The 11,583-nt window shown below is 63.9% G+C and carries 9 protein-coding genes and 8 pseudogenes; 9 read left to right on the forward strand and 8 right to left on the reverse strand.

Annotation, left to right across the window (positions count from 1 at the left end):
- A pseudogene (locus VML93_RS13845) lies at positions 1 to 205 on the forward strand (HNH endonuclease); the annotation flags it as partial.
- 6 nt (positions 206 to 211) lie between these two features.
- On the opposite strand, the gene VML93_RS13850 reads toward VML93_RS13845, so the two are convergent.
- Positions 212 to 1,282, reverse strand: coding sequence for an NAD(P)-dependent oxidoreductase (locus tag VML93_RS13850; RefSeq protein ID WP_325611407.1), 1,071 nt, complete (start codon positions 1,280 to 1,282; stop codon positions 212 to 214).
- A 187-nt stretch (positions 1,283 to 1,469) separates the two neighbouring features.
- On the opposite strand from VML93_RS13850, the gene VML93_RS13855 reads away from it, so the two are divergent.
- A complete protein-coding gene (locus tag VML93_RS13855; protein ID WP_325611409.1) occupies positions 1,470 to 1,847 on the forward strand; it encodes a hypothetical protein in 378 nt (125 codons plus the stop codon).
- Between the two features lie 109 nt (positions 1,848 to 1,956).
- Positions 1,957 to 2,208 carry a hypothetical protein gene (locus tag VML93_RS13860; RefSeq protein ID WP_325611411.1) on the forward strand — a complete coding sequence of 84 codons (252 nt, stop codon included), beginning with the start codon at positions 1,957 to 1,959 and terminating at the stop codon, positions 2,206 to 2,208.
- A 268-nt stretch (positions 2,209 to 2,476) separates the two neighbouring features.
- Here VML93_RS13860 and VML93_RS13865 read toward each other — a convergent pair.
- Positions 2,477 to 2,692 (reverse strand): annotated as a pseudogene (locus tag VML93_RS13865) (pantetheine-phosphate adenylyltransferase); the annotation flags it as partial.
- Here VML93_RS13865 and VML93_RS13870 point away from each other — a divergent pair.
- From VML93_RS13870 to VML93_RS13895, 6 pseudogenes are all read left to right on the forward strand, one after another.
- Positions 2,690 to 2,839 (forward strand): annotated as a pseudogene (locus VML93_RS13870) (formyltransferase family protein); the annotation flags it as partial. The pseudogenes VML93_RS13865 and VML93_RS13870 sit on opposite strands and share 3 nt — an antisense overlap.
- Positions 2,816 to 2,986: pseudogene (locus VML93_RS13875) on the forward strand (DUF488 domain-containing protein); the annotation flags it as partial. The pseudogenes VML93_RS13870 and VML93_RS13875, both read left to right, overlap by 24 nt.
- 70 nt (positions 2,987 to 3,056) lie before the next feature.
- Positions 3,057 to 3,316: pseudogene (locus VML93_RS13880) on the forward strand (transposase); the annotation flags it as partial.
- Positions 3,317 to 3,630: 314 nt separating this feature from the next.
- Positions 3,631 to 3,876, forward strand: a pseudogene (locus VML93_RS13885) (IS1634 family transposase); the annotation flags it as partial.
- A 338-nt stretch (positions 3,877 to 4,214) separates the two neighbouring features.
- Positions 4,215 to 5,665, forward strand: a pseudogene (locus VML93_RS13890) (WS/DGAT/MGAT family O-acyltransferase).
- Positions 5,666 to 5,910: 245 nt separating this feature from the next.
- A pseudogene (locus tag VML93_RS13895) lies at positions 5,911 to 7,138 on the forward strand (nucleotide disphospho-sugar-binding domain-containing protein).
- Between the two features lie 128 nt (positions 7,139 to 7,266).
- On the opposite strand, the gene VML93_RS13900 reads toward VML93_RS13895, so the two are convergent.
- From VML93_RS13900 to VML93_RS13925, 6 genes are all read right to left on the reverse strand, one after another.
- Positions 7,267 to 7,533, reverse strand: coding sequence for a hypothetical protein (locus VML93_RS13900; protein WP_325611412.1), 267 nt, complete (start codon positions 7,531 to 7,533; stop codon positions 7,267 to 7,269).
- Between the two features lie 321 nt (positions 7,534 to 7,854).
- Complete coding sequence (locus VML93_RS13905; protein ID WP_325611413.1) at positions 7,855 to 9,495, reverse strand: GMC family oxidoreductase; 1,641 nt, start codon at positions 9,493 to 9,495, stop codon at positions 7,855 to 7,857.
- A 339-nt stretch (positions 9,496 to 9,834) separates the two neighbouring features.
- Entirely contained in the window at positions 9,835 to 10,230 is a 396-nt protein-coding gene (locus VML93_RS13910; RefSeq protein ID WP_325611417.1) for a nuclear transport factor 2 family protein, read from the reverse strand.
- Positions 10,220 to 10,702, reverse strand: coding sequence for a pantetheine-phosphate adenylyltransferase (coaD, locus tag VML93_RS13915; RefSeq protein WP_325611419.1), 483 nt, complete (start codon positions 10,700 to 10,702; stop codon positions 10,220 to 10,222). Before coaD ends, VML93_RS13910 begins: the two co-directional genes overlap by 11 nt.
- A gap of 23 nt (positions 10,703 to 10,725) precedes the next feature.
- Positions 10,726 to 11,280, reverse strand: a complete 555-nt coding sequence (gene rsmD, locus VML93_RS13920) for a 16S rRNA (guanine(966)-N(2))-methyltransferase RsmD (RefSeq protein ID WP_325611422.1) — start codon at positions 11,278 to 11,280, stop codon at positions 10,726 to 10,728.
- Positions 11,277 to 11,583, reverse strand: a 307-nt coding sequence (locus VML93_RS13925; RefSeq protein ID WP_325611420.1) for a biotin/lipoyl-containing protein, incomplete at its 5' end; no start/stop codon positions are given. The genes rsmD and VML93_RS13925, both read right to left, overlap by 4 nt.

The following is an 11,583-nucleotide window of genomic DNA, read 5'->3' on the forward strand; positions in this document are numbered from 1 at the left end:
CACCGGCGGCCGCACCGACGCCGACACCCTCACACTCGCCTGCCCGCTCAACCACAAACTCATCGACAAAGGCTGGAAAACCCGAAAACTCCCCAACGGCCAAACCGAATGGATCCCACCACCACACCTCGACCACGGCCAACCCCGCACCAACAACTACCACCACCCCGAACGCCTCTTCGACAACCACGAAAACGACCCGTAGGCGCACCTATTCGGACTTGGCGATATCCACCGCTGTTTCACCGAACCTGTCGCGCAGGGCTCCCCAGACATCCGCGTACTGGCCGGGCGCCTTGCGATAGGCCGCTTGACGGTTCATGAACTGCCGCGCCACCGGCGCGACAAGCCGCATCGGGTAGCGCTTCCAGCCGGCCCGCGCGCGTATCTCGGCGAGCATGTCGGGCCACGAATGATGCTGGAACTTCAACAGCTGCTGTGCGCGGGTGACGTCCAGCCAATCGTTCAGATACCAGTCATCGTCGTTGTTCGGGTTGCCGGGCCGCCCCTCTGGCATCAAGCCGACCATGCCCTGAGCGGCGGCTATGGCCGCCCCAATCTCTCCCTGCCGGAGCATTAACGAGTCGTCGCCGGCGATCAACAGGATCTCCCGTACTATGTCCTCCCGCGCCGCCTTCGCGGCCGCCGCAAACGCCGCCGCGACGTCGCGGGTGTCGACACAGTGCACCCGGCAATCATTCGGGATCGCGCTGCCGAAGTACACGATGTCGGAGCTGAACGGCATCGCTGACGGGTCGGCGCCGGTAAGCACGCCACCAAGTCGCAACACCACCCAGTCCAGGCTCGACGACCGCACAAGTTCCTCGGCTTCGAGTTTGAGGCCGCCGTACAGCTCGCTCGGCCGAAGCGGCGTGCCCTCGCCGATCCGATCGTCATAGCGATGAGGATTGCGCGCGCCATACACAGCGACACTGGACGCATGCAGGAAGCGTGGCGGATTCGGTTGCCTTTTGGCGGCATTCACCAACGAGGCGGTGGCGTCGACGTTCACTTTACGGGCGAGTTTGGGGTCACGGTAGATCAATGGCGGGATGATGGCGGCCAGGTGCACGATCACGTCGGGTGATACCTCGGACACCAACGACTCAACCTGACCGGGGTCGGTCAAGTCAGTCCATCGGGTCCGTACGCTCGGGGGCAATTCTTGGTCCGCGTTGCGGTGGGCCGTGGCCACCACCCGCCAGCCGTCGGCCCCGAACCGCCTGACGGTGTCCGGCCCGACCAGACCGAATGCGCCGGTAATCAGCACGGTCTCCGACATGAGTGGCCTCGATCCTGCCAACATCCCTTCTGCAAGGACCGTAATCCAGTCGACGAACAAGTTCTCCAGATTCAGCGTGAGTGACGGTCGCGTGCGGGCAAAATCAGGCGTGACACTCCAAGAAACTTCCAAGACCTCGGCCGCAGCGTTGGCAAGCCCTCAACAAACCGTAGAAAGGTAAAGCACAATGAAGCAGATCGCACTGGCGTTCACGGGCATCGCGACCGCGCTGTTTCTGGCCCCGCATGCCGCCGCTGACCCCCCGACCCAGGCCGTGCAACTCGGCAACAACTCGTACCCCCACTGCGCCATTCAGCCGGACCGCGTTAACTGCATCGGAGGGTCAGGTTGGCCCCAAAAAGTTGCCTTCGTGTCCGCATCGGGCCAGTTCCGATGGAGCCAGGGGAGTTCGCTCAGCGGCGGCCAGCCGCTGCCACTCAACCCCGGGCAGACCTACCACTGGATCGGCTGGACGGTAACCGCGACCAACACCGACATGACTTTCACCAACGACGCCAGTGGACACGGCATGACCGTGAACAATGGCACCGCCAACGCGTTCTAGCGGACCGGGACAACAAAGAGCGGCCAACACATCCGAGACAAGACAACAATGAAACGCCTTACGCTTCTGGCGATCGGCGCCGCGGCACTTGCACTGGCCCCGACGGCCCATGCCGACTCGTTCTCGGCCTCTGCTGACACTTGGGTGGGAATGCGACAGCAACTCGTCATCGACGGATGGCAACGGCCACTTCACGCATGCCGACTTCGACACCTGCCCGAGCTCTGCGATGGCCTCGGTACCCAGGGCCACCGCAAACTTCGCGCTGACGTCGGTGTCGGGCAGCACCGCCAGCGGCACCATCACCGGTGACACGGGAGCGGGAGGTCATCAGGGACAGCCGGTGTCCGTCACCCTGTAAGGGCAAACTGTGCAGCTGAAGGATGGCAAGGCCTCGGGACTGTACCGCGCGCAGCACATCGCAAGCGAATGCGGATGGTGACCTGCGACTACCCCGCCAGTATCGCCGTAACCGCGGACGGATCCTTGTAGTACTGGACCGAGTAGCCCAAGGTGAGCTCCATGGCCTCGGTCATCCTCCCGAGAAGCTCGAAAAAGACTTGCGGGCAGCGATATTCATGAACTTCTCGACTATCGCTGTTGCGTCACTAGTCATGGGAAAGCCTCTCCTACAATCGGCGGTTCACCGCTTCGGGCAGCAGCTCCGACACATCACCTCCCAGCATCGCGACCTCTTTGGCCAGCGACGACGACACGAACGAATACCGGTGCGCGGTCGCGACGAAAAACGTGTCGATGCCGGCGACGTGCCTGTTCATTTGCGCCATCTGCAGCTCGTATTCGAAGTCGGTGCCGGTGCGCAGGCCCTTGACGATCGTGGTCATCATCATTCATTCCTGCCGGCATTTACCGGCGCGGCCCCTTACAAGCGGGCGCGAGAACGCGGTCTAGAGCTGGTGGGCGCGACGGCTCACTACGTCACCGAGGTGCTCGGCGAGGGGCTGATCATCGAACAGGATGTCGTCCGTGTGGGTCGAGGAGTCGACCGCCTGAAACACGACTTGTCGGCTGCAGGTGTCGAAATAGTCGTCGACGTCCGCCTCACGCCTCTGTCTCGCAAGCCGGGCCTATCCAAAACCAAGCTCGCGGAGACGCTACGACAGGCCGCCATCGGCTACGTGCATCTACCGCAACTCGGCAATCCGCGTGATAACCGGGACGCCTACCGAAACGCTGAGCCGCACACCACTTCCACTGCACGGCTTCGACCAACACCGGATCTGGTGCGCCCTGGTGCAACTGGCCATGGAGCTGACCGCGTGGCTGCAGATACTGGCACTGCATGGCACCACGCGCGCCGCTGGGAACCCAAACGACCACGGCTGCGGCTGTTTTCGATCGCCGGCCGCATCGCCCGACACGCCCGGCGAACCAGACTCCGGCTCGCCGCCCACGCCCCCTGGGCAGCCCTGCTCACCACCGCGCTGACCCGACTACAGCCCGACTGACCAAGCACCAACCCATCACAACGAGCCGAAAGGACAATCTCACCCCGGGCCTTGGAACCCGACAGAACCCGCTGACCGGGCGCCTCAACGAACCCGAACCACAAAATTCAAGATCAACAAGCCAATCCGAAACCAGTCAGGCCACCACATCACCCGTACGAAAGAACCGGGCTAGCGATGGGCTAGCGAGGGCTAGCGAGGATTCGTAGAGTGCGGCGATGGCGTAGGTGCGGACGGTGAAAACCAGCTCGGGGGCGACCGCGTGCAGATCGTGTGGTCGTTTCGGCGAGGCTCGCGCAACATCGAGCACCTGCCCGATCTTTCACCACAAGCGGGAATCGATCGAAGCGCACCTGAGCATCGTGTTCGCCGCCCTGGCCGTCAGTCACTGGGTTGAACATCAAACCGGTTGGAGCATCAAGAAATTCGTTCGCACCACCCGCTGCTACCGCACCGTCCAGATCAGGGCGGCCCGACAGATCCTGACAGCCGCCGACCCACTACCCGACGACCTCCGAGACGCTCTCGCCACGATCAACGCGCCCAACCGTGCACACTGATACGAAAATTGAGGTGACCCGAGCTGGTGACCCGCTGATCGATTTCGCCGGTTGTCATGGAGCGCGGGGGCCTTATGCGGTGTTGGCTAGTGGTGTGAGAGTGACGGTGCAGCCGAGGGCTTCGAATTGGCTGACGGCCCGGGCTTTGGCATTCGCGGGTCTACGCACGCGCTACATTGAATTGTTCTATGATCAAGCGGAATCCATTCTACGCTTGGCTATCGGACACCGCATGAGGTCCGCACCGAGTACCCGAATTCACAGCTCGCGGGGTAAACGGATGCGAAATCCCCAGTCCGGGAATCGCGGGGCAGCCCATTTATGAGCGAGGTGCAACGTTGAAATGGCTTAACGGTTCGGATGCCGTCACGCTCTACAGCGAGATGCCGAATGCCCACATGCACCTGCTCGCAGTTGGGGTCATGGAGTTAGACGAGGACTGTCAAAACTTCGATATCGAGGCCTTCCGCAGGGTTATCCGCGGTCGGCTGTACAAGCTTGAGCCTCTTTGCTATCAGCTGGTCAACATCCCGTTTAAGTTCCACCATCCGATGTGGCGCGAGCATTGCGATGTCGACCTCACCTACCACATCCGGCCTTGGCGGCTGCCCGCTCCAGGTGGTCGTCGCGAGCTGGACGAGGTGATCGGGGAGATCGCCAGCACTCCGCTTGACCGCAGCCGCCCACTGTGGGAGATGTACTTCGTCGAGGGCCTGGCCGACAACCGAATCGCGGTGGTCACCAAGATCCACCACGCACTCGTCGACGGGGTCAGCCTCAATAACTTGGTGGCCCACGGCATGGATCTGCCTCCCGGGCCGGAAGGAGGCCCGTGGATGCCAGACCCCGTCCCTACAAAGCGGCAGCTGATGCGTTTGGCGTTCGCAGACCACCTACGCCAGGCCGGGCAGATCCCGCAGACAATCAGCTACACTGCGCAGGGCGTGGCCCGGGTGCGCCGCAGCTCGCGCACGCTTGCAACGGTATTGCGCCGGTCGTTCGTTCCGCCACCGACTTTCATGAACCACGTCGCGACCAGTCCGGAGCGCAGATTCGCCAGCACCACCTTGGCGTTGGCCGATGTCAAACAGACCGGCAAGCACCTTGGGGTCACCATCAACGACTTGGTGCTGGCCATGTCGACCGGTGCGCTGCGCACGTTGCTCTTGCGCTACGACGGCAAGGCCGATCCCTTGCTGGCGACCGTCCCGGTTGCCCTCGATTTGTTCCCGGATCGGATTTCCGGAAATTTCGTCGACACGATGTCGGTAGCGCTGCCGGTTGACCTCGAAGACCCGCTGGAGCGGATACGACGCTGCCGCGAGAACGCCATCTCGGCCAAGGAGATTCAGCAGCTCAGGGGACCAGAGCTGGTCCACCGCTGGTTGACTTACACGACGCCCGTCGCTCTGGAAGTTTTTTTCCGGTTGGCATTTCGCCGCAAAGCGGTAAGTAAAATGCCCCACCTGATGGTCTCGAACGTTGCTATCTCGAACGTTCCCGGTCTCGCCGAACATGGCCGGGTCGGCGGCGCACTGCTCACCGACTTCTACATGGTGGGGCCGTTGGCCGCTTGGAGTGGGCTCCTCATCACCGTGTCGAGTTATGTTGATCAGCTCAACATCTCGGTACTGACAGACGACGGAACTGTTAAGGACCCACACGAGGTGACTGAAGCTATGAACGCGGAATTCATCGAAATCCGCCGGAGCCCGGCCTTTCTGAACAGTTGACTGTCGTGGCGACCGCGATGGCACCAGTCTTTTCAGTTGCTGCAAGCGCCGGGTAGCCCGATGGGTGCGTATCACCCCCACGGGCACTGTCGACGTTAATTGAACTGTCGACGTTAATTGAAATGACTGCGGCTCCTCTGACCCGACTTCCGCAGATGGTCGGGCATCGGGTCAGACATGTTCACCGAGGCTTAAACGCCAGCGGAGTGCGCATCGCGCACGTAGACTCTCGACTCGGGGTGGGGCGCAACGATTAACGCTCACCTGCGACCACCTGCGACGCGAGAAGGGAGCCGCGGGTATGAGCATCGCACCGAACGCACTTGAGCCTGCCGCCCGCAGGCTGCGGATCCTGTTTATCGCGGAGGCAGCGACCCTGGCCCTATCGTTCGGCCGTTCGTCCTAGCGCGGTCGCTCGACCCAAGCCGTTACGAGGTCCACTTCGCCTGCGACCGGGGTACAACAAGCTGTTGGGCCCGCTTCCCTTCCCACACCACCCGATCCACAGCATCCCCACCGAGGAACATCTCGCTAAAGAGCAATCGGTTCGGTTGCGACTTTTCTACACCACGCGGACGTTGCGGAAGTATGTCGAGGAGGACAGGAAGGTGCTAGCCGAGATCGCACCGGATCTGGTCGTCGCTGACCTTCGTCTTTCGCTCTCCGTCAGCGCCCGACTGGCCGGCATCCCCTACATCGCCATCGCGAACGCCACTGGAGTCCCCACGCCCGCCGCGGCCGCTTTCCGCTGCCGGACGTGCCGTGGAGCTACTTCCTCGGCGTCAGGCTGGTCGGCCTCCTGTTCCGCTTGTATCGCCCATTGATAGGGTCCGCTGGCAGCATGGGTTCCCGAGTCTGGGCTGGGATTTGTGCCGCATTTTCACCGACGGGGACTATACGCTGTATGCCGACGTGCCAGAGCTGGCGCCGACGTACGACCTGCCGGCCAACCACCAGTATCTGGGTCCGGTCCTGTGGTCGCCGGCCGGGGAGCCGCCGGCGTGGTGGGATTCGCTGCCGTCGGACCGGCCGATTGTCTATGCGACCTTGGGCAGTTCGGCCCGCGGAACTTGTTGCAGGTGGTATTGAACGCTCTGGCTGACTTGCCTGTGACGGTGATTGCGGCCACCGCGGGCCGCGGCGAGCGGAAGAACGTGCCGGCCAATGCATTTGTGGCGGACTACCTGCCGGGCGAGGCCGCCGCGGCGCGCTCGGCCCTTGTGGTCTGCAACGGCGGTAGCCTGACGACGCAACAGGCCTTGGCGGCTGGGGTGCCGGTGGTCGGGATCGCCAGTAACATGGATCAGCACCTACACATGGAGGCCGTCGAGCGGACCGGCGCGGGGATGTTGATGCGAACTGAGCGGCTCAGCACTCGGCGGGTAGCAGAAGCGGTAAATCAGGTACTCGGTCGGTCCGAGTACCAGCAAGCCGCCCGGCGGCTCGCCGAAGCTTTGGGACGAGACTTTGCTGGATTCCCGCAGCACGTGGACAGTGTGTTGCGCCTCGTGCCGGAGGACCTGCCCTGACATCGCTGGCCGGACAGCAGAAAACATAGGTGACTTGGGTATCCGAGGTCTCGTGTGGGGGCAGCCCCGCACCGGGGGTTGCAATGTAAGGGTTGGTTAGGCGACCTGTTCGGTGGGTTCGATGGTGATTAGAATCCGCGTGCGTTGATTTGACGGGCTCCGCGGCGGGCGTGCGCTGCGGGCTGTTGGCCTGTGGGGCCACGAAGCCCAGTGGGACGCACCTCGCAGGTCGGCCGCACCGCCATCACCGACGTCAGCGTCGTGCCCAACAACGCCACCACCACCTGAAACCGACACCACGCCAGCCACGCGCAAAATAACTGCGTGACAACATCATTCGCGCGCAGATGGCCGAGCTGACCGCGCTGCTGCGCGACCGGCTCGACGGCTGGCATGCGGATCCTGGCGAGGCGCGAAGAGATCGACGAATGCCGACAGCTGTCACTGTTCGAGCGATCGATGGCTACCGCTACCAGGTCATTGCGACCGCAACCGGCGGCGGCAGCCGCTGCGGCTCAAAGCCGCCTACGAGTGCATCCCCGCGCAGAGGGGTTCATCCGGAGCGGCAAGGACATGGCTTGCCCAAATGGCCGTCACACTCGTTGGTATCAACAATGCCTAGATCACCGCCGCAGCAATCGCCGTCGACCTGCTGTGCTGGACGCGGCTGCTGCTCGACCGCCCGCTCGCCAAAGCCCGCGTTTTTCAACAGGCCGTCAGGTGGAAAAATGCACCTGGTTTACGTGGGTGGCCACCCGCAAGGCGTTGGCCGCGATCGTCAGACTGGGATTCAAACCGGTGCTGGAAGGGAAGAACGAGCCGTCCACCACATACAGGTTATCCACTTCGTGCGCCCGGTTTTGTGGATCCAGCACGCTGGTTTTGGGATCGGTGCCGAAGCGGCAGGTGCCGCAGACGTGGGCGATAGTCTCGTTGTTTTTGGCGCTCCGCAGGGTGAGTTTGCGAAACGGCTTCAACACCTCTTTCAACTGCCGCAAAAACACCGCGCGGCGCTCGATCTCACTGGCGTGTAAACGATACTGCATCCGCAGCCGCTGGCGGCCGTCCGAGCTGGGCCAATCGCATGGCAGCACGCGGTTGTCCAAATAGGGCAGGTCCTCCATGATCGAGGCCAGCACCAGCCCGCCGGTCGAGAACCGCTCGTAGACCCGGCGCACCACCGGGCTCATCAGACGCAGCGCAGTCGGCTGCCAACCGGGGCCGCCGGTCACCATCTCCATCGGCGGTATCGCGCCGAATGACTGCACGGTGCCGTATTTCTGCCCCTCCCAGAAATAAAAATCGTTCAGCCCGATCTCCTTGTTTTCACCCGTGGTCTTGCAGCCACGTTGCGGCCAGATCGCGATCACGTCAATCAAATGACGCATCAAGTTGCGCCCCACCCAGTCTGAGCCGTTGGCCAATCCACGCGGCCAATCGTCCGAACCGGAATTGAGCAACAGCATCGGGGTGACTAGCGCACCGGCCGCCAGCACCACCACCTTGGCCTCCAGGGCCACCATCCCGAAGTGACTCTCGCAGATCACTTGGCGGACCTGGGTGCGGTCCGCGTCTAGGCGCACGGCCCGACATTCCGCCAACAGGTGGGCGCCGTGCTCGGCAACGGCGGGCAGCAGGCAATTGCGGGCCGCGTCGTTTTTGCACGACTGGCTACAGAGATAGCTCTGACAGGTGGCACAACCATCGGTGTAATCACAAGCCATCGGCAGGTGGTAAGGATGCAATCCGCGACCTGCCAGATAGTCGACCAGCGGCTGGTTGTCCGCCGAAAACGGCGGCGCCGCGGGCAGATCGACCTCGGCCGCCTCCGGCCGCAGGGGATCGGGCTGGCCCCGAACCCCCAGCAGCTTCTCAGCCTCCGCGTACCAGGGCCGCATCTGGTCGTAGGTGACCGGCCAGACATCCGGCACGGTGGAATCGCCGGGGTCGCGGAAGTTCTGCCGGGGAGTGAAATCGCGAACGAAAAATCGCTCGCAGACCATCCCATAAAGGGCCGACGACCCCCCCGTACCGCTGCCGAGGAACGGCACAAACCGCCGCGAGAAGCGCCCGCTGATGTCGTCGATCTCGTCGGTTGAGCGCCCGGCTCGCGCCAAGGCGTCGTAGAAGGCCTCAGCGGAACGGCCCGCCCGCGGCTCGGCCACTTCCGGCATCGCAGCGCGAATCGTCCCCGGCACCCCGGGCAGTGTCGAGCGCCCCTTCTCGACGAACAGCACCCTGCGGCCTGACCGGGCCAGCCAGTAGCCTAGCGTCCCGCCCCCCATGCCGGTGCCCACGACAATCACATCCCACAAAACGTGTTCCGCCTCGCGCGGATTCAGCTCGCCGTCAGCCAAAGTCAACCTCCTCAGCGGGTCCAAAGCTTTGCCCGGTTCGGCCGAGCCATGGAACCTACCATTCGCGGCCACGGACAGCCAAGTTTGAAGTTTCCCGGCCCTGGCCACGGCAAACCTGGGTGTCCGATGCCGCCGGGGATCCGTTGTTAGAAGGTGTTTTGGAACGGGTTATGCGGGGTGGGTTGTGCGCCCAGGGGCGCGGCTCGGGCGCTCAACACGGTCTCCGACATAGGTGTCCCCGATCCCGCCAACATCGCTTTTCTTCCGGGGACCGTAACCCACTCGATGAACAACTTCTCCAGAATTGGAGTGGGCGCCCGCGATGGGCCGAAGCGCGCGTTAGACGTCTAGCAGCGCCGCGGCCGCCGACGGGTTCTTGTAGTACACGTCGAGCTCCACGATCAATCCATCTCGGACCGTGTAGATTTCGACAAGACTCATCTCGACGCTGTCCCCGGAAGCTCGCGACGTGAATTTCAGCCGGCCGCGTATCGCAACGGTGTCACCCGCCCGGAGATACTGGACTGCCTCGCCCGGCGTAAGCTCCATGGCTTCGTTCATCTTCCTGAAAAGCTCGAAAAAGCGGTCTGGGCCATGATATTCGCCGCAATACGGCAGCCCGCCGGCTTCGTACACCACGAAGTCGTCATCCGGCAGGCCACGGGCGTCGTCGAGCCGTTCTTCCACAATCGCTTTCGCGAAGTTGCCGACGATGGCTTGGGCATCACTGGCCACGGGAAAGCCTCTCGCGCAATCGGCGGTTCACCGGCTCGGGCAGCAGCTCCGACACGTCGCCGCCCAGCATCGCGACCTCTTTGGCCAGCGATGACGACACGAACGAATACCGCGGCGCGGTCGCGACGAAAAACGTGTCGACGCCGGCGACGTGCCTGTTCATTTGCGCCATCTGCAGCTCGTATTCGAAGTCAGTGCCGGTGCGCAGGCCCTTGACGATCGCGGTCATCCCGCGCGCCCTGACGAAGTCGACCACCAGACCCTGTCCCGCCTCCACTCGTAGGTTGGGCAGGTGCGTCGTGGACTCCTCGATCATCGCGATCCGCTCGTCGAGGTCGAACATGCCCTTCTTGGCGGGGTTGACCAGGATCGCCACCACCACCTCGTCGAACTGGGCACAGCAGCGTTCGAACACGTCGACATGACCCAACGTCACAGGGTCGAAGGACCCGGGGCATACGGCGCCGGTCATGAGTCCTGACCGTAGCAGGGCGCCTAGCCCCGCTCGGCCAGCTCCAACCGGGTGTCGCCGTACCCGCGCGACTCCCACGGACGCCAGCAGGCCGGCCAGGTCAACGGCGCGCTGCCCACCGCGCGTTCCACCACCGCGATGGTGCCCTCCCGCACCCAGCCGTGCCTGGTCAGATCGGCCAGGACGGCATTGACGTCGGCGGTGTCGATGTCGTAGGGCGGATCGGCCAAGACGAGATCCGCCGGCGACGAACTCCCCTGTGCCAGAACAGTACCCACCACGCCACGGCGCAGCGTCGCACCGGTCAGGCCCAGGGTCTCGATGTTGCGCTCGATCACGGCCGCGGTGCGCTGATCGGACTCGACGAACAGCGCCGACGCCGCCCCGCGCGACAGCGCCTCGAGCCCGAGTGCGCCCGAGCCGGCGTAGAGGTCCAGCACCGCCAGGCCGGTCAGATCCCGGCGTGCGGTCACGATGTTGAAGAGCGCCTCGCGCACCCGGTCGGTGGTCGGCCGGGTCCCCCGCGGGGGCACCGCGATGCGCCGGCCCCCGGCGACGCCGCCGATGATTCGGGTCAGCTCAGCACCACCAGCAGATCGCCGCCCTCCACCTGCGCGGTGCTCGACACCGCGACCCGCTGCACCACACCGTCTTTCGGGGCGGTGATCGGGGCTTCCATCTTCATCGCCTCGATGGTGGCGATGGTCTGCCCGGCGCTGACCTTGTCCCCCTCGGACACCGACACGGTGACCACCCCGGCGAACGGCGCGGCGATGTGTCCGGGATTGCCGCGGTCGGCCTTCTCGGCGGCCGGGACCGCGCTCGCGATGCTGCGGTCGCGCACCAGCACCGGGCGCAACTGCCCGTTGATGATGCACATC

Origin of the sequence: Mycobacterium sp. (genome assembly GCF_035499775.1) — a bacterium.
Taxonomy (GTDB): domain Bacteria; phylum Actinomycetota; class Actinomycetes; order Mycobacteriales; family Mycobacteriaceae; genus Mycobacterium.